Genomic DNA, 17,336 nt, shown 5'->3' with positions numbered 1-17,336 from the left:
CACACCACAAAACAACTGTGGGAGCGAGCCTGCTCGCGAAGGCGGTGTGTCAGTCAACGATGATGCCGACTGATACGGCCTCTTCGCGAGCAAGCTCGCTCCCACATTTTTTCTGTGGTGAATAGGGAATTTGCATCCACCACATCCCCCTGTGGGAGCGAGCCTGCTCGCGAAGGCGGTGTGTCAGTCAACGATGATGCCGGCTGACACGGCCTCTTCGCGAGCAAGCCCGCTCCCACATTTTCTCTGTGGTGAGTCGGGAATTTGCATCCACCACATCCCTCTGTGGGAGCGAGCCTGCTCGCGAAGGCGGTGTGTCAGTCAACGATGATGCCGACTGACACGGCCTCTTCGCGAGCAAGCCCGCTCCCACATTTTTTCGGTGGTGAGTCGGGAGTTTGCATCCACCACATTCCCCTGTGGGAGCGGGCTTGCTCGCGAAAGCGGTGTGTCAGTCAACGTGCCTCTTCGCGAGCAAGCTCGCTCCCACAGGGGTTGTGTGTATGGCCTGGAAATCTGGGGTCAGACCGTCCGGGTAATCACAGACATCGGCAATGTAATCGGCGTCAACACCGGCCGGCCGGCAAAGAATGCCACCAGGTTTTTGCCCACCAGTTCCACGGTGCCTTGGGTCGCTTCCGGGGATAGGCCGGCGACATGGGGCGTCAGGATTACGTTGGTCAACGCCTTGAGGGCGTCGGGCACTTTGGGTTCGTGGTCGAACACATCCAGCGCGGCGCCACCAATCCTGCGTTGTTCCAGGGCGCTGATCAGATCCGCCGTGACCACCACACTGGCGCGGGCGATGTTCACCAGAAAACCGTTAGGCCCCAGCGCGTCCAGCACCTGGCGGTTGATCAAGTGCTGCGTGCCCACGCCGCCAGGCGTGGCGATGATCAGGAAGTCCGACGCCTTGGCCAGTTCTGTCGGCGTCGAGCAGTAGTGGTAAGCCACATCGCTGCGGTGCTGGCGGTTGTGATAGCTCACGCTCATGTCGAACCCGTTGGCCGCACGCTTGGCGATTGCCATGCCGACCGCCCCCAGCCCGAGAATGCCCAGGCGTTTGCCGGACAGGGAAGGGCGCATGATCTTCGGCCACTCGCCACGGCGCACGGCGGCATCGGCTCGGAGAATGTCACGCACCAGCGACAACAACAACGCCATCGCGTGGTCGGCCACCGACGAGGCATTGACCCCGGCGCCATTGGTCACGGTGATGCCGCGGTCGCTGGCTGCTTGCAGGTCGACGTGTTCATAACCGGCGCCGATCACGCAGATGATTTTCAGCGCGGGCAACTCGGCAATCTCTTCGGCATATAAACCCAGCGGGCCGCGAGTCAGCACGGCATCGATGCGCGATCCGTGGGAAGCAATGGCTTGGGCTCGTTCGGCAGGCGTAGGCGCCAGAATCAAATGAAAGCCCTGATGTTCGAGAATCGGTAAATAGTCATTGATGGTTTCAACCAATACCAGGACGGTTGCAGTCATGCTGGGCTCCTGTGGGCATCGAAATGTCGGGGGGCTCGAAAGTCGCTTCAGATTGCTGATTCCAGAGCGGTTTGGCAATCGCCAAAGATCGCAGGCTTCACACAGTGTAGGAGCTGGCGAAGCTTGCGATCTTTCAGCACGCTAGAAAATGACGTCTACGGTATTCAAGACCTTGGCGAACGCACCGTTCAAGGTCGCGTTATGGTGCTCGATGATTGCCCGGGCCGGCAGGGCGGGTGTGTCCATGCAGGTATGGGCATCGGCCACCAGCACCGGTTTGAACCCCAGATCGGCCGCCGCCCGGCAGGTACTGTCGATGCAGTACTGGGTTTTCATGCCGACGATGTGCAACTCGTCGATCCCGCCGGCCCGCAACTGCTCCGCCAGCGGCGTTCCGTGAAAGGCATTGGGTTTGCGCTTGTCGAACAGGATGTCGGTGCCGGGATTCAGCTCCAGGGCAGGCAGCAACTGCCAAAAGGCACTGCCGACCTCGATCGGAGAGCCTTGCGGGCCGGTGTGGCGCACCGCAAAAATCGGTATGTCGCGCTCCCGGGCACGGCGGATAAGCTGCTGGATGTTGGCCAGTATCCGTTCGCCGTCGTGGGGTTGGTCCGGGCCATTGAACAGGCCGACCTGCATATCGATGATCAAAAGTGCCGATGACATAGGTGTTTCTCCGTGAAGTGCCGAACGGACGGGAGAAACAACAAGGCCCCGTCCATTGCTGGCGGGGCCTTGGGTTCACTGCGCTGGGTTTATCTCAGCCAGCCACCCCACGACCCGCCGGAAGCGGTCGTGGTGGTACGGGTGAGGTTCAGCGCAGGAAAATTCATGAGGCCGATCATGCTGTCGCGGCGTCGGGCTTGTCAACGCCATCTTCGACCGTCAAAAACGCCCGCGTCGCATCAAGAATCTCATCAGACAGGGTATCGCCACGAGTCGCGCGAGCCAGGGTCAGGGCGCCGACCATCAACGAATAATCCACCAACGCTCGTTGCCGATTGGCGTCGGGCTGATCCGCGCCCATCAGTGGCGTGAGCATTTGCAGTAAGGCTTCCAGGCCCTGGGTGTAGGTCTGGTGCAAACCGCTTTCAGCCGTTTCGTGGCACATGTCGCCGGCAAACGCGGTCACTGGGCAGCTTTCCCCCGGATTGTCGCGATTGGCCACTGACAGGTACGGCGCGATGATGCTTTCGCGGGCCGAGAGTGGATCGCTGCTGTCGTCGATTCTCTGCTTCCAGCGTTCCAGCGATTGGCTGAACGCCCGGCTGCAGGCCTCTTGCGCCAGGGCTTCCTTGGACTCGAAGTGGCCGTAGAACCCGCCATGGGTCAGGCCGGCGGCGCCCATCACGTCGACGACGCTGATCCCATGCAGGCCGCGCTCGCGAAACAACCGCGTGGCGGCCTCGACGATGATTTCGCGGTTGAGTTCGGCTTGTTTGCGGGAGACTCGGGGCATGGGCAGCTCACATTCTTAAACGTATCGATGACCGGCATCTTAGGCAACTGCCGGCGCCGTGTCTCCCTGACGAGGTGACGAGTTAGATCGCTTAGCCAGCAAATTGGCCGATGCCATTGCCGAACGACCAGTTCTCGCGCTTGACCTCCACCAGGTTGATAAACACATCTTCCAGGCGTACGTCCAGTTCAGTATTCAGGCTCTCGGCGATGGTCTTGTAGAGCAGTTTTTTCAGCTCGGTGGTGCGGCCTTCCATCAGGGTGATCTGAATGATCACCAAGCCGTCGGTGCGGTTGATGCCCATGAAGGTCGGGTCGTAGATGAAGTGGTTTTCATCGTGTTCGGCGAGGATCTGGAAGTTGTCGTTCTCGGGAACGTTGATGGTGCTGTGCATGGCCGCGTAGATCAGTTGGCCGACACGCTTGGCGAAGGTCGGGTCCTGGTGTTTTTTGATGTCGATGCGAACGAGTGGCATGGGAGGGCTCCGCGAGTGAAGCTGCCGGTCAGCAGGTGAGATTGAAAATACATGACGGCTGTCTTTTATTAAATAGATTTTTCAGAGCATCTATTAAATCCCGACGCAAGGAGGGTGTGGGAGCGAGCCTGCTCGCGAATTCGGAATACCTGCAAACATTAATGTTTAAGGTGAAATCGCTTTCGCGAGCAAGCCCGCTCCCACAGGTCTTAAGTCGCTGCCACTGTGGCCTCGCGGCGCTTTTGCCATCTGATCCGCATAACCGCTCCTCAGCTAAGTCTTTGCTTCTGTTCATTAATCCCGGACAATCGCGCCCCTGTTTCGGCCAGGGCGCTGCCTGTCGGGTTTTTCCGACTCGTCCTGACCGGGTAGCAACTGACCGGAATGCGGAGATCCCACCGGATGAATGATCAGGCCAATAGCGTCGACGAACGCTATGTAGCGGCGAAACCAGTAGTTATTGAAGGCTGGAATCGCCAGGACACCACCTGGATGCTGGGCCTGTTTGGCACGGCGATCGGGGCCGGTACTTTGTTTCTGCCGATCAACGCGGGCCTGGGCGGTTTCTGGCCGCTGCTGGTGCTGGCGGTATTGGCGTTCCCGATGACGTTCTATGCCCACCGTGGCCTGACCCGTTTCGTGTTGTCCGGTCGCGAAGGCGCGGACATCACCGAAGTGGTCGAAGAACACTTCGGCATCAAGGCCGGTGCGCTGATCACCTTGCTGTACTTCTTCGCGATCTTCCCGATCCTGCTGATCTACAGCGTGGCGCTGACCAATACCGTCGGCAGCTTCCTCGAACACCAACTGCACATCATGCCGCCGCCACGGGCGATTCTGTCGTTCGTGCTGATCCTCGGCCTGCTCGCGGTGGTGCGTTGCGGCGAGCAGGTGATCGTCAAGGCCATGAGCCTGATGGTCTATCCGTTCATCGTGGCGCTGCTGTTTCTGGCGGTGTTCCTGATTCCACACTGGAACGGCGGCATCCTCAGCACCGCGTCCACGCTGCCTGAACCGTCGGCGCTGCTGCACACGTTGTGGCTGGCGATTCCGGTGATGGTGTTCTCGTTCAACCATTCGCCGATCATCTCGGCGTTTGCGGTGGACCAGAAGCGTCGCTATGGCGAACACGCTGAAGAGCGCAGCTCGCAGATCCTGTCCCGCGCCCACGCCTTGATGGTGGTGATGGTGCTGTTCTTCGTCTTCAGTTGCGTGCTGACCCTGTCCCCGGCGCAACTGGCCGAAGCCAAGGCGCAGAATCTGTCGATCCTGTCGTACCTGGCCAACCACTTCAGCAACCCGACCATCGCCTTCGCTGCGCCGTTGATTGCTTTCGTGGCGATTTCCAAGTCGTTCCTGGGCCACTACATCGGCGCCAGCGAAGGCTTGAAAGGCCTGATCGTGAAGAGCGGCAAGCGTCCTTCGCCCAAAGCCCTGGACCGCATGACTGCCGCGTTCATGCTGGTGGTGTGCTGGATCGTCGCGACCCTGAACCCGAGCATCCTCGGCATGATCGAAACCCTCGGTGGCCCGGTTATCGCGGCGATCCTGTTCCTGATGCCGATGTACGCGATCCGCAAAGTGCCGGCCATGGCGCGCTATCGCGGCCAGGCGTCGAACGTGTTCGTGACGGCGGTGGGCCTGGTGGCGATTTCGGCGTTGATCTATTCGCTGACCGCCTGACGCATCCCCCTGTAGGAGCGAGGCTTGCCCGCGAAGAACGATAACGCGGTGTATCTGAACAACCGCATTATCGTTCTTCGCGGGCAAGCCTCGCTCCTACGGAAGGGGTGGCGTTTTTTTATGACGCACGCCATGACCCAGAGCACACGCCGAGCCCGATAAACGGCTAACCTAGAGCCTTCATTGACGCGTCTTCGACGGCCTGTCGATTTTCTCTGGAGACGCTTCATGGCTCGTGCGCTGTCCCTTGCCGATAATCCCAACCGTTGGCGAGACCTGTTGGCCGGGCTGTCGATTGCCGGTTTGCTGTTGCCGGAGGCGGTGGCCTACTCCAGTATCGCCGCCGTGCCGCCCCAGGCCGGGGTGATTGCGCTGTTTGCCGGTTTGCTGTGCTACGGACTGTTGGGCACCAGCCGATTTGCCATCGTTTCTGCGACCTCATCTTCAGCGGCAGTTCTCGCAGCCGCCACCGCCACGTTGGCCAATGGCGATGCCGGCCTGCGCATGACCCTGGCCATCGGCCTGGTGCTGGTAACCGGCGGGTTCTTTCTGCTGGCCGGGCTGTTCAAGCTCGGCAGTGTCACCTCTTTTATCGCCAAACCGGTACTGCGTGGCTTTGCCCTGGGTCTGGCGGCGACCATCATCCTCAAGCAGGTTGCGAGCATCGTTGACGTGCACCTGAGCAACGGCAACCTGATCCGTTTCGTCCCGCAATTGCTGGAGCAGTGGCCGCAATGGAACCGCGTCGGCTTGCTGGTGGCTGCGGTAGCGCTGCTGGTGTTGTGGGTGTGCGCAAGGTTTCGGCGGGTGCCGGGCGGATTGCTGGTGGTGGCGCTCGGCATCGCCGCCGGCCAGTGGCTAAACCTGCCGGCTTACGGGGTAGACCTGATCGGCGTGATCGACCTGCGCCTGGAAGTGCCCCGGCTGCCGGTGTTGCCGTTTGCAGACTGGTTGCGCCTCGGGGAGCTGGCGATTGCCATGGTGATGATTCTGTACGCCGAATCCTACGGCTCAATCAGCTCCTTCGCGCTCAAGCATGGCGACCGGGTTTACTCGAACCGCGACCTGCTGGCCCTCGGCGCGGCGAATCTGTTGTCCGGCCTGTTCCATGGCATGCCGGCGGGTGCCGGTTACTCCGCGACCTCGGCGAACGAGGCGGCGGGTGCCGGTTCAAGGCTGGCCGGCATGGTTGCGGCAGCGGTGGTGTTGCTGATCGTCCTGACGGTGTTGCCCTACATCGCCCTGACGCCTGAACCGGTGCTGGCCGCCATCGTCATTCATGCCCTGGCGCGAGGCTTGAGCTTGCAGCCATTGGGCCGTTATTTCATCTGGCGTCGCGACCGTGTGCTGGTGATCTGCGCGGTGGCGGCAGTGCTGGTGTTGGGTGTGCTGGACGGCTTGCTGGTGGCGGTGGCGATCAGCGTGGTGCTGATGCTGAAACAGATGTCGTCGGCAGATATCCAAGTGCTGGGGCAAATGGGCGGCGGACATGATTACGTCGATGTGCAACGCCATCCCGACGCCCTGCAGATCCCTGGCGTGCTGATTGTGCGGCCCAGCGAGGCGCTGTTTTTTGCCAACGTGGAACGGATTCTCGGCGGCGCGCTAAGACTGGCCCGGCATGCGTCACCGCCGGTGCACACGATCATACTGAGCCTGGAAGAGTCGCCCGATCTGGACGGCACCAGCATCGAAGCGCTGGAAGCGTTCTTTTTGCAGGTGCGGGCGGAGGACAAGTTGTTGATCCTGGCGCGGCTTAAGCACGAGGCTAAAGCGGTGCTGGCGTTGTTGCCGGCGCAGGAGTTGGAACAGGTGATACTCAGTGGGTTGAGTGTTGACGGTGCGGTCCAACAATCCCTCAGACCAAACGCATAACCGCCTCCTGTGGGAGCGAGCTTGCTCGCGATGGCGGTGTGTCAGGCAATATTGATTTGAATGTGCTACCGCTATCGCGAGCAAGCTCGCTCCCACAGGGGTTAGTGTGAATCTTGTGGGCATAAAAAAACGCCGCTCCATCTCACGATGGGCGGCGTTTTTTATTGCGTTGCAGCGTTAGGCTTGAACGACCGGAATGTTGGCGTTCGCAGCAGCTTCACGGAACTCGGCAATCTGGTCGAAGGACAGGTAACGGTAGACATCAGCCGCCATGCTGTCGATCTTGCCAGCGTATTCCATGTACTCCTCGACGGTCGGCAGGCGACCCAGGATGGAAGCAACGGACGCCAACTCAGCCGAGGCCAGGTAAACGTTCGCGCCGTCACCCAGACGGTTCGGGAAGTTACGGGTCGAAGTCGACACAACAGTCGAATTCGGCTCTACACGTGCCTGGTTACCCATGCACAGCGAGCAGCCCGGCATTTCCATGCGTGCGCCAGCCTTGCCGTAGATGCCGTAGTAGCCTTCTTCGGTCAGTTGGTGAGCGTCCATTTTGGTCGGCGGCGACAGCCACAGACGGGTTGGCAGCTGACCCTTGACCTGATCCAGCAACTTACCGGCAGCGCGGAAGTGACCGATGTTGGTCATGCACGAACCGATGAACACTTCGTCGATCTTCTCGCCAGCAACGCTGGACAGCAGACGGGCGTCGTCCGGATCGTTTGGCGCGCAGAGCACAGGCTCCTTGATGTCGGCCAGGTCGATCTCGATGATTTCAGCGTATTCGGCGTCAGCATCGGCAACCATCAGCTCAGGGTTGGCAACCCAGGCTTCCATCGCTTGAGCGCGACGTTCCAGAGTACGCGCATCGCCGTAGCCTTCGCCGATCATCCAGCGCAGCAGGGTGATGTTGGAGTTCAGGTACTCGGTGATCGACTCTTTCGACAGCTTGATGGTGCAACCGGCAGCCGAACGTTCAGCCGAAGCGTCGGACAGCTCGAAAGCTTGTTCGATGCTCAGGTTGTCCAGGCCTTCGATTTCCAGGATGCGGCCGGAGAAAGCGTTCTTCTTGCCTTTCTTCTCGACGGTCAGCAGGCCAGCCTGGATCGCGAAGTAAGGAATGGCGTGAACCAGGTCACGCAGGGTAACGCCCGGTTGCATCTTGCCTTTGAAGCGCACCAGGATCGATTCCGGCATGTCCAGCGGCATAACGCCGGTGGCAGCAGCAAACGCAACCAGACCGGAACCGGCCGGGAACGAAATGCCCATCGGGAAACGGGTGTGGGAGTCACCACCGGTACCGACGGTGTCCGGCAGCAGCATACGGTTCAGCCAGCTGTGGATGATGCCGTCGCCCGGACGCAGGGAAACGCCGCCGCGGGTCATGATGAAGTCTGGCAGTGTGTGGTGGGTGGTCACGTCGATCGGCTTAGGGTAAGCCGCGGTGTGGCAGAACGACTGCATCACCAGATCGGTCGAGAAGCCCAGGCACGCCAGGTCTTTCAGTTCGTCACGGGTCATAGGACCGGTGGTGTCCTGGGAACCGACGGTGGTCATCTTCGGTTCGCAGTAGGTGCCAGGACGAACGCCTTTGCCTTCTGGCAAACCGCACGCCTTGCCGACCATTTTCTGTGCCAGGGTGTAGCCCTTGCCGGTGTCGACAGGTGCTTCAGGCAGTTTGAACAGATCGGTAGGGCCCAGGCCCAGTTCAGCGCGAGCCTTGTCGGTCAGACCGCGGCCGATGATCAGCGGGATACGGCCGCCGGCACGAACTTCGTCCAACAGCACCGGAGTCTTCATTTCGAAGGTGGTCAGGACTTCGTCGGTGCCGTGTTTGCAGACTTTGCCAGCATGCGGGTACAGGTCGATCACGTCGCCCATGTTCATGTTGGTGACGTCGAACTCGATTGGCAGTGCGCCGGCATCTTCCATGGTGTTGTAGAAGATTGGAGCGATTTTGCTGCCGAAGCAGAAACCGCCAGCGCGCTTGTTCGGCACGTAAGGAACGTCGTCGCCGAAGAACCACAGTACCGAGTTGGTTGCCGATTTACGCGACGAACCAGTACCGACCACGTCACCGACGTAGGCGATCGGGAAGCCTTGACCGCGCATTTCTTCGATCTGCTTCATCGGGCCGGTAACGCCTTGGGCGTCAGGCACGATGCCTTCACGGGCCATTTTCAGCATGGCGAGGGCGTGCAGCGGGATGTCCGGGCGGGACCAGGCGTCCGGGGCAGGGGACAGGTCGTCGGTGTTGGTTTCGCCGGTGACCTTGAACACGCGCAGGCTGATCTTGTCGGCCAGGGTTGGACGGTTGCGGAACCACTCGCCATCAGCCCAGGACTGGATCACGCCTTTGGCGTGTTCGTTGCCATTGCGGGCTTTTTCCGCAACGTCGTGGAACGCATCGAACATCAGCAGGGTGTGCTTGAGTTGAGCGGCAGCGACTGGAGCCAGTTCGGCGCTGTCGAGCAGGTCAACCAGGGTCACGATGTTGTAGCCGCCCTGCATGGTGCCGAGCAGTTCAACAGCGCGTTTCTTGTCGATCAGAGGGGAAGTTGCTTCGCCTTTGGCCAGGGCAGACAGGAAACCGGCCTTTACATAGGCTGCTTCGTCCACGCCAGGTGGAATGCGATTGGTGATCAGGTCAACGAGGAAAGCTTCTTCGCCAGCCGGGGGATTCTTCAGCAGCTCGACCAGGCCTGCAGTTTGTTCGGCGTTAAGCGGCTGGGGAACGATACCCAGTGCTGCACGCTCTTCGATATGTTTGCGGTAGGCTTCAAGCACAGTTATTACCCTCATCAGTGGTCCCAAATGGGTGTCCGGGACGCTCATCCCGAAATTGCCGTACTCATGCGCTGCGTGGCGTTGTGGGCCACTTAGCCAGAATTACCGACAATTCCTTACAGAAGCTGCTTTCAAAGTTTTACGCCTGCAGAACGGGGAGCTGATGAGGGTTGGCGTAGAGCTTTTCCCCGCTGGAAAAACCCTTCGCCAACACCGCTCTGAAGGAACGACTGTGCTCGTGACGCTTTGAAAACAGCTTCTAACGGACATTGGCGCCTTAAAAGGCTGGCTGATTCTACGGCAAAAAAAATATAAACGTAAGTTAGCCCCTGAACTTTGAGGGGTGATCAATGTTAGACAAAGGGCTAACATGCCGACCTGTTCTGCTTTCCCGTGTTTTGCCTACCTATGCCCAATCAGACCATCAAGACCCCCTGCGTCGGCCTCTGCTCCACCGTTTACGGTGACCTGGTGTGCCGTGGCTGCAAGCGTTTCCACCACGAAGTGATCAACTGGAACGGTTACAACGAGGAAGAAAAACGCGCGGTGTGGTTGCGTCTGGAGCAACTGCTGTCCCAGGTGATGGCCAGCAAACTGGAAGTTTTCGACCCGCAGCGCCTGCGTTTGCAGCTCGAACAGCGAAAAATCCGCTTTGTGCCGCATCAGTCGGAATATTGCTGGGCCTATCAGTTGATCGCCCGTGGCGCGCGGGTCATCAATAATCTGGAGGCTTACGGGATGGTGCTGATGCCGGAGTTCCGCGACTGGAACCTGCCGGAATTGCGCGATGCCATTGATCGGGAGTTTTTCCTGCTGTCGGAAGCGCATTACCAGCGATATATCGCACCGGGTTTCCTCAAGGATGCCTTTGGTGGCTAAAGCTTAAAAGCTTCGCGGGCAAGCCTCGCTCCTACAGAATCGTGTTGATCACAAAATTTGTGTGAGACACATACCCTGTAGGAGCGAGGCTTGCCCGCGAAGGCGTCCTTACTGACACCACACCTCTCAATGCCGCGTCACAACCTCTTCCAGATGATCCATGATCTCATCCGGCTTGAGCACCAGCACATCGCTCTCCACCGCATCCAGCACCACTTCTGCCGTATTGCCGATCAACGCCCCGGACAACCCGGACCGCGCCACCGTGCCGATCACGATCACCGCCGCCTGCAGTTTATGCACCATGAACGGAATCAACACATCCGCCGGGCCTTCCTCGATATGCAGGTGGTTATCATCAATGTCGAATTCGGCCTGGAACGCCTTGCACTGCTCGCGATAGCGCGCCTGGATGGTTTCGCTGAGCTGGAAGGTCGGGTCGGCTGACGAGAGCATCGGCGACGGATGCGCACTGATTACGTGCAACTGCGCCTTCGCCAGGCTGGCGATGTCGTACCCATGATCGACAATGCAGGCATGCAGCGTGCGGTGTTCGCCGTCGGTGTTGCCGACGTCGATAGCCGCCAGGATGACTCCGCCGGTCCAGGGTTTCGAGGTTTTCACCAGCAATACCGGGGTCGGGCAGTAACGCAGCAGCTTCCAGTCCGCCGGGGTCAGCAGGGCCTTTTTCAGCGGGCTGTCGGGGAAATGTTGCTTGATCACCAGCCCGCAGCCCTCGGCTTGCTGCACATCGACGATGGTTTCGTGCAGGCTTTCGTTCCAGGCCTGCTCGGTGGTGACGCTGTAGCCGTCCTCCACCAGCGCAGCCTTGAGAACGCCCAGCATCGCGCTGTGATCATGCTTGCGATCACACACCAGCAAGTGCAGATGGGCCTGGGTCACGCCCGCGATCAGCTTGGCCCGCTTGAGCGCCAGGCTTTCCGAGTGTTCGGGTTCGATGACCACCAGAATGCTGCGTATGGCTTGCATGATCGGGATCTCCTGAAGATGAAAAACACTGCGTTGGACAACTATAGTTGCTGCCCGGCAACACGGGACTTGATGCATATCAATGGCGGCGACTGGTGGTCTGCCGACAAGCCCGTATAATCGGCGCCCTTCGTTTTGAACCTTTTATCCGTGAGCCCCATGATCCTTCCCGAAATTCACGAGTTCCTCGGCTGCCGCACCCCTGACGGCTGGGTCCAGGCCGCGCTGGCCGATCAGGAAACCTTGCTGATCGACCACAAGAACTGCGAATTCAAGGCCGCCAGCACGGCGTTGAGCCTGATCGCCAAGTATCACTCGCATGTCGATCTAATCAACCTGATGTCGCGCCTGGCCCGGGAAGAACTGGTGCACCACGAACAGGTCATGCGCCTGATGAAAAAGCGCAAGATCGAACTGCGCCAGCTCTCCGCCGGGCGTTACGCCTCGGGCCTGCGCAAAGTCGTGCGCAGCCACGAACCGGTGAAACTGGTGGATACCCTGGTGGTCGGCGCCTTCATCGAAGCCCGTAGCTGCGAGCGTTTCGAGGCGCTGGTGCCGCATCTGGATGAAGAACTGGGCAAGTTCTACTTTGGCTTGCTGAAAAGCGAGGCCCGGCATTTCCAGGGTTACCTGAAACTGGCCTACCAGTACGGCGACGCCAAGGACATCGCCCAGGTCATCGACCGGGCGCGTGCCGCCGAGCAGGAATTGATCGAATCGCCGGACGTGGAATTCCGCTTCCACAGCGGTATCCCGACCGCCGCATAACCCAACCAACCGCCACCTAACCCAACCAACCGCCACCTAACCCTACCCACCGCGGCCTATCCCTACCAACCGCGGCCTAATCCCCTGTAGGAGCGAGGCTTGCCCGCGAAGGCGTCCTCGAAATCGCCTTCGCGGGCAAGCCTTGCTCCTACAAAAAGCGTTATCCGCAGTCCCGTGATGTTTTGATTCAATATTGTTAAAAACTCTTAAGAGTATGAAACATCACCCAAAACCGGCCCCCGTGGCCGGTTTTTGCCGCCTGCCGTCACCGTCCCGCCATCGATTGCCGCCATAATGCCGCCCACTTCAAACAAGGGTTGGCAGACGGTCGTTATGGATAACCTGGGTTTTGGCAAAGTTTTGCTGGTGGAAGATGACGAGAAGCTCGCCGGGCTGATCGCGCATTTCCTGTCCCAACATGGCTACGAGGTTCGGGCGGTGCACCGTGGCGACCTGGCGTTGGCCGCGTTTCTGGAATTCAAACCGAAAATCGTCGTGCTCGACCTGATGTTGCCGGGCCAGAGCGGCTTGCACGTGTGCCGCGAGATTCGCAGCGTGTCCGACACGCCCATCGTCATCCTCACCGCCAAGGAAGACGACCTCGACCACATCCTCGGCCTGGAATCCGGCGCTGACGACTACGTGATCAAACCGATCAAACCGCCGGTGCTGCTGGCCCGTCTGCGCGCCTTGCAACGCCGGCAAGTGCCGGAAACCGCCGTGTGCAGCGCTCTGGAGTTCGGCCATCTGAGCATCGACCGCAGCTGCCGCGAAGTGCGCCTGGCGGGCGAGGGCATCGAGCTGACCACCATGGAGTTCGAGCTGCTGTGGTTGTTGGCCAGTGCCGCCGGCAAGATTCTGTCCCGGGATGACATCCTCAACCGGATGCGCGGCATCGCTTTCGATGGCCTCAATCGCAGCGTCGACGTCTACATCAGCAAGCTTCGCGCCAAGCTCCGGGACAATCCTCGGGAGCCGGTGTGCATCAAGACCGTTTGGGGTAAGGGTTACCTGTTCAATCCGTTCGCGTGGGAGCTTTAGATGCTGCGGTTATTTCTTGGGTTGTACCTGATGCTGGCCGTTGGGCTGGTGTTGGCGTTGCAGACCGTCGAACACACCTTTAACGCACTGCTCGATAATCAGATGCAGGCGTATAACCGCGAGGCCGTGCGCGGGCAGGCGTATTCGCTGGTGGAGCAGATTCGCGGTCTGGAAGGGCCGGGGCGCGAGCAAGAACTGGATGCGTTGCGCCCGCATTACGGCTTGGGTCTGACGCTGGTCAATGCTGACGATCTTGCCCTCGATGATCAGGAAAAAGCCTTGTTGGCCGAAGGCCTGCTGGTGATTCGGGAGAAGTACACGCAGTTCATTTCTTCGATTGATGGCGGTCCGCAGTTGCTGAGCATCAAGTTGCCGGCGGAACCGAGCCTGATGCCGTTCTACATCACGGCGGCCTACCTGATGCTGGCGGTGCTGATCGGCATCGTGCTGTTCTTCTGGGTGCGACCGCACTGGCGGGATCTGGAAAAACTGCGCCTGGCTGCCGAGCGTTTCGGCGATAACGATTTGTCGTCGCGGATCCAGCTGTCCAAGCGCTCGAACATTCGCGATTTGTCCGAACACTTCAACCTGATGGCCGCGCGCATCGAAGGCCTGATCGCCAATCAACGCGAGCTGACCAACGCGGTGTCCCATGAGTTGCGCACGCCGATTGCGCGGTTGTCATTCGAGCTCGATCAGCTCAAGCAACAACCCGATCCGGCGCAGAACCGCGAACTGATTGCCGACATGTACGCCGACCTTGGCGAATTGGAAGAAATGGTCTCGGAGTTACTGACCTACGCCAGCCTCGAACGCGGCGCCACGGTGATCACCCGGGAGAATATCCAGGCCAGCAGTTGGCTAGACAGCGTGGTCGGCAGCGTGGCGCTGGAAGCGGAAGCGGCGGGGGTGCAGCTGCTGATTGTCGAATGTCAGATTGACGAAGTGCGGATCGAGCCGCGTTTCATGGCGCGGGCGGTGATCAATTTGCTGCGCAATGCCATTCGTTATGCGGCCGGGCGGGTCGAAGTGTCGCTGGTGCGCAGCGGCGATCAGTACGAAGTGCAGGTCAATGATGATGGGCCGGGCGTGCCGGTGGATGGGCGGGAGAAAATCTTCGAACCGTTCTCGCGGCTGGATGCCAGTCGGGATCGGCGTACTGGTGGTTTCGGGCTGGGATTGGCATTGGTGCGACGGGTGTCGCAATCCCATGGCGGGCAGGTGGAAGTGGCGGATTCGCCGTGGGGTGGGGCGTCGTTTCGCATGACCTGGGCGCATTTGGATTAGTGCCGTTCTTGAGGACGCCTTCGCGGGCAAGCCTCGCTCCTACAGGTTATCGATGTATTCATGATCGATACATGACCTGTAGGAGCGAGGCTTGCCCGCGAAGAGTCCATCAGCCACACAAAAGCTGTCCGTCCGACCTTAGAAATCCCACTTCGTGGTCAACGTCAAATTCCGCGGCTCGCCATAGAACGTGGTGTCGAAGTTGCCCAAACCCGTCAAATAACGCTTGTCGAACACGTTGTTGGCATTGGCCGTGAAGCTCAGATGCTCGTTGTACTGATAACGAGTCATCAGGTCCACGAGGGTGTAGCCGCCCTGTTTGATCTGGGTGTAGTCGCCGACGGTCGGGCTGTAGATCTTGCCGTAGAAGGCGCTCTGCCAACTGATGCCGCCACCGACGGTCACCTTGTCCAGCGCGCCGGGCAGGCGATAGGTGGTGAAGGTGCGCACCACGTGCTCCGGTTTGCTGGTGGACAGCGGGAAGCCAAAGATCCGTTGTTCGTCGGCATCGCGGGTGCGGGCGTAGGTGTAGCCGGCCGACAGGTTCCAGCCGTCCGCCAGTTCACCGGCCAGTTCCAGCTCGATACCTTGGGTCTTGGTGCCATCGACCGCTTTGTAGATGCCTTCGTTGGTGATCGCGTTGGTGCCGATCGACTCCGCGACGCCGTCCTGCTCGATGCGGAACAAGGCCAGGCTGGCATTCAGTTTGCCGTCGAAATAAGCCGCTTTCAGACCGGTTTCATAGGCGTCGCCCTCGATCGGGGCCAGGGTCGTGCCGTTAATGTCCTTGTAGGTTTGTGGCTGATAGATCGAGGTGTAGCTGGCGTAAACCGAGTACACATCGTTCAGGTCATAGATCACCCCTGCGTAAGGTGTGACCACGCCGTGTTCCTTGTAACTGGCGTGGGTGTCGTCGAGGCCGGCGCCAGGGTTGTAGCCGTAATCTTCGTTGTACTTGAAAGTGCTCAAGCGGCTGCCGAGGATCACCGAGAGGTCGTCGGTCGGGCGCAGGCGTGTGGCCAGGTACACGCCGTTCTGGCTCTGGGTGCGCTCGTATTTGCCGTTCTTCGGGAACTCCTGTTTCGGCAGATGACCGTTCCAGTCATAAATACTGCCCGGCACCAGTTCGAAGGCGCTGGTGTCGTAGGTCGAACCGGTCTGGCGCGAGTGGGACGTCATGACGCCAGCCACCAGTTCGTGCTCGCGACCACCCAGGCTGAACGGTCCGGAGACGTTCACGTCAGCGGTGTTCTGCACCCGATGACCTTCCCAGCGACCCCAGTAAAGGAACATGCCTTCGCCGGTGGCGCGATCCGGGTTGCCGCCGCTGGCCGAGGCCAGTTGGGTGTCGTGAACCGTGGTTTTCTGATCGACGCTGACCTTGAGTTTCCAGTCATTCGCCAGGGCCTGCTCCAGCGAGGCGAAATAGGTGGTTTCGTCGAAATCGCGGCGGCTCCAGTCGGCGGCCGGGTTGAAGTGACGCGGGAAGTCAGTGCGCCCGCCATCGGAGAAGTATGTCGGGTTGCCGGTCCAGGAACTGCCGCGCGGGGTCGCACTGGATTTGTCGATGCCGAAGGTCAGCAGGGTATCGGGCGTCAGGTCGGCTTCGAGAATCCCGTAATACAGGTCTTTCTTCTGGCTGTAGTGATCCTGATAGGAATTCTTGTCCGAGTACGAACCGACAAAACGACCGCGCACGCTGCCGGATTCATTCAGCGAACCGGAAATATCGCCAACGCTGCGATAGGCATCCCACGAACCCACGGTGCCGCTGATCGAGGCTTTGAATTCTTTGGTCGGCTTTTTGCGGATCAGGTTGACGGTGGCGGACGGATCGCCCGAGCCGGTCATCAGGCCGGTCGCGCCCTTGATCACTTCGATGCGGTCGAGGCTGGCGGAGTCGTCGCTGTTGTTGGGGTTTTCACCATACACACCGTCGTAAGGCTGGTTCACGCCGTCGTACTGGAAGTTGGTGATGGCAAAACCACGGGCGGAAAACTCGGTGCGGTCGCTGTCGTATTTTTGCGTCGAGATGCCGGGGGTATTGCGCAACGCATCGCCGACGCTCTGCACACCGCGATCGTCCATTTGCTGACGGGTGATCACGGTGACCGATTGCGGGGTTTCCCGCAGCGACAACGGCAGGCCGGTGGCCGAAGACGTCTGGCCGGTGGTGTAGGAATGCGTGTCTTCGGTGGTCGCGCCCAAACCCTGAGCGGAAATGTTGGTGGCGTCCAGTTGCAATGCATCGCCTTTCGAAGTGCCGGTTTCAGCGGCTTGGGCGGCGGAGGCAAGGCTCAGCAGGGCGGCCGGAAGGGCCAGTGCCAAAGGGCACAAGGCAAAACGAAAACGCGCGGCGAGGTGGTGCGGCATGGCGGTCCCTTTGTATCAATCGGTCGGTAATTGAATGCTTCTGAAGGGTTAACCGAACGAAAAACGCAAAGGGGAACTGCGGGGTGGAAAATAATCTGATTCCGAGCACAAAACCTGTGGCGAGGGAGCTTGCTGTGGCGAGGGGGCTTGCCTCCGTTGGGGCGCGAAGCGGCCCCCGCAATCTGCCAGATACACCGAGTCCCCTGGTTTTACGACTGCTTCGCAGCCGAA

The 17,336-nt window shown here is 59.9% G+C and carries 13 protein-coding genes; 6 read left to right on the top strand and 7 right to left on the bottom strand.

The window, feature by feature from the left end:
* Positions 1–522: 522 nt before the first annotated feature.
* From ACIOYV_RS06995 to ACIOYV_RS06980, 4 genes are all read right to left on the bottom strand, one after another.
* On the bottom strand, positions 523–1,488 hold the full coding sequence (locus tag ACIOYV_RS06995; protein WP_401322158.1) for a 2-hydroxyacid dehydrogenase: 966 nt from the start codon (positions 1,486–1,488) through the stop codon (positions 523–525).
* Positions 1,489–1,629: 141 nt separating this feature from the next.
* Positions 1,630–2,154 carry a cysteine hydrolase family protein gene (locus tag ACIOYV_RS06990; protein WP_401322155.1) on the bottom strand — a complete coding sequence of 175 codons (525 nt, stop codon included), beginning with the start codon at positions 2,152–2,154 and terminating at the stop codon, positions 1,630–1,632.
* Positions 2,155–2,329: 175 nt separating this feature from the next.
* Positions 2,330–2,947, bottom strand: coding sequence for a TetR/AcrR family transcriptional regulator (locus ACIOYV_RS06985; RefSeq protein ID WP_401322152.1), 618 nt, complete (start codon positions 2,945–2,947; stop codon positions 2,330–2,332).
* Positions 2,948–3,038: 91 nt separating this feature from the next.
* Positions 3,039–3,422 carry a tautomerase family protein gene (locus tag ACIOYV_RS06980; protein WP_401322150.1) on the bottom strand — a complete coding sequence of 128 codons (384 nt, stop codon included), beginning with the start codon at positions 3,420–3,422 and terminating at the stop codon, positions 3,039–3,041.
* A gap of 402 nt (positions 3,423–3,824) precedes the next feature.
* On the opposite strand from ACIOYV_RS06980, the gene ACIOYV_RS06975 reads away from it, so the two are divergent.
* The gene (locus ACIOYV_RS06975; protein WP_163909726.1) at positions 3,825–5,105 is read left to right on the top strand and encodes an HAAAP family serine/threonine permease; all 1,281 of its coding nucleotides are present in this window, start codon (positions 3,825–3,827) and stop codon (positions 5,103–5,105) included.
* A 228-nt stretch (positions 5,106–5,333) separates the two neighbouring features.
* The gene (locus tag ACIOYV_RS06970) at positions 5,334–6,980 is read left to right on the top strand and encodes a SulP family inorganic anion transporter (RefSeq protein WP_401322147.1); all 1,647 of its coding nucleotides are present in this window, start codon (positions 5,334–5,336) and stop codon (positions 6,978–6,980) included.
* Between the two features lie 177 nt (positions 6,981–7,157).
* Here the strand turns inward: ACIOYV_RS06970 and acnB are convergent, their stop codons facing one another.
* Complete coding sequence (acnB, locus tag ACIOYV_RS06965) at positions 7,158–9,767, bottom strand: bifunctional aconitate hydratase 2/2-methylisocitrate dehydratase (RefSeq protein ID WP_054047462.1); 2,610 nt, start codon at positions 9,765–9,767, stop codon at positions 7,158–7,160.
* Positions 9,768–10,175: 408 nt separating this feature from the next.
* On the opposite strand from acnB, the gene ACIOYV_RS06960 reads away from it, so the two are divergent.
* Positions 10,176–10,646, top strand: coding sequence for a DUF1289 domain-containing protein (locus ACIOYV_RS06960; RefSeq protein ID WP_008028699.1), 471 nt, complete (start codon positions 10,176–10,178; stop codon positions 10,644–10,646).
* 126 nt (positions 10,647–10,772) lie between these two features.
* On the opposite strand, the gene ACIOYV_RS06955 is transcribed toward ACIOYV_RS06960, so the two are convergent.
* Entirely contained in the window at positions 10,773–11,636 is an 864-nt protein-coding gene (locus ACIOYV_RS06955; RefSeq protein WP_054047464.1) for a universal stress protein, read from the bottom strand.
* A gap of 159 nt (positions 11,637–11,795) precedes the next feature.
* Here ACIOYV_RS06955 and ACIOYV_RS06950 point away from each other — a divergent pair, with 159 nt between their 5' ends.
* The 3 genes from ACIOYV_RS06950 (at position 11,796) to ACIOYV_RS06940 (ending at position 14,732) form a co-directional block, all read left to right on the top strand.
* Complete coding sequence (locus ACIOYV_RS06950; protein ID WP_401322143.1) at positions 11,796–12,404, top strand: tRNA-(ms[2]io[6]A)-hydroxylase; 609 nt, start codon at positions 11,796–11,798, stop codon at positions 12,402–12,404.
* Positions 12,405–12,737: 333 nt separating this feature from the next.
* Positions 12,738–13,445, top strand: coding sequence for a winged helix-turn-helix domain-containing protein (locus tag ACIOYV_RS06945; protein WP_054047704.1), 708 nt, complete (start codon positions 12,738–12,740; stop codon positions 13,443–13,445).
* Positions 13,446–14,732, top strand: a complete 1,287-nt coding sequence (locus ACIOYV_RS06940; RefSeq protein WP_401322139.1) for an ATP-binding protein — start codon at positions 13,446–13,448, stop codon at positions 14,730–14,732. It begins immediately after the preceding gene.
* A 138-nt stretch (positions 14,733–14,870) separates the two neighbouring features.
* Here the strand turns inward: ACIOYV_RS06940 and ACIOYV_RS06935 are convergent, their stop codons facing one another.
* On the bottom strand, positions 14,871–17,105 hold the full coding sequence (locus tag ACIOYV_RS06935; RefSeq protein WP_401322136.1) for a TonB-dependent siderophore receptor: 2,235 nt from the start codon (positions 17,103–17,105) through the stop codon (positions 14,871–14,873).
* Between the last annotated feature and the right edge of the window lie 231 nt (positions 17,106–17,336).

This window comes from Pseudomonas sp. NPDC087342, assembly GCF_044744265.1.
Lineage (GTDB): Bacteria > Pseudomonadota > Gammaproteobacteria > Pseudomonadales > Pseudomonadaceae > Aquipseudomonas > Aquipseudomonas nunensis.
The sequence above is the reverse complement of the archived record's forward strand: the minus strand, read 5'-3'. Positions and strand labels throughout refer to the sequence as shown.

Coding starts and splice junctions, on each gene's coding strand:
- ACIOYV_RS06995 (WP_401322158.1), bottom strand. CDS start 1,488: ATGACTGCAACCGTCCTGGTATTGGTTGAAACCATCAATGACTATTTA.
- ACIOYV_RS06990 (WP_401322155.1), bottom strand. CDS start 2,154: ATGTCATCGGCACTTTTGATCATCGATATGCAGGTCGGCCTGTTCAAT.
- ACIOYV_RS06985 (WP_401322152.1), bottom strand. CDS start 2,947: ATGCCCCGAGTCTCCCGCAAACAAGCCGAACTCAACCGCGAAATCATC.
- ACIOYV_RS06980 (WP_401322150.1), bottom strand. CDS start 3,422: ATGCCACTCGTTCGCATCGACATCAAAAAACACCAGGACCCGACCTTC.
- ACIOYV_RS06975 (WP_163909726.1), top strand. CDS start 3,825: ATGAATGATCAGGCCAATAGCGTCGACGAACGCTATGTAGCGGCGAAA.
- ACIOYV_RS06970 (WP_401322147.1), top strand. CDS start 5,334: ATGGCTCGTGCGCTGTCCCTTGCCGATAATCCCAACCGTTGGCGAGAC.
- ACIOYV_RS06960 (WP_008028699.1), top strand. CDS start 10,176: ATGCCCAATCAGACCATCAAGACCCCCTGCGTCGGCCTCTGCTCCACC.
- ACIOYV_RS06955 (WP_054047464.1), bottom strand. CDS start 11,636: ATGCAAGCCATACGCAGCATTCTGGTGGTCATCGAACCCGAACACTCG.
- ACIOYV_RS06950 (WP_401322143.1), top strand. CDS start 11,796: ATGATCCTTCCCGAAATTCACGAGTTCCTCGGCTGCCGCACCCCTGAC.
- ACIOYV_RS06945 (WP_054047704.1), top strand. CDS start 12,738: ATGGATAACCTGGGTTTTGGCAAAGTTTTGCTGGTGGAAGATGACGAG.
- ACIOYV_RS06940 (WP_401322139.1), top strand. CDS start 13,446: ATGCTGCGGTTATTTCTTGGGTTGTACCTGATGCTGGCCGTTGGGCTG.
- ACIOYV_RS06935 (WP_401322136.1), bottom strand. CDS start 17,105: ATGCCGCACCACCTCGCCGCGCGTTTTCGTTTTGCCTTGTGCCCTTTG.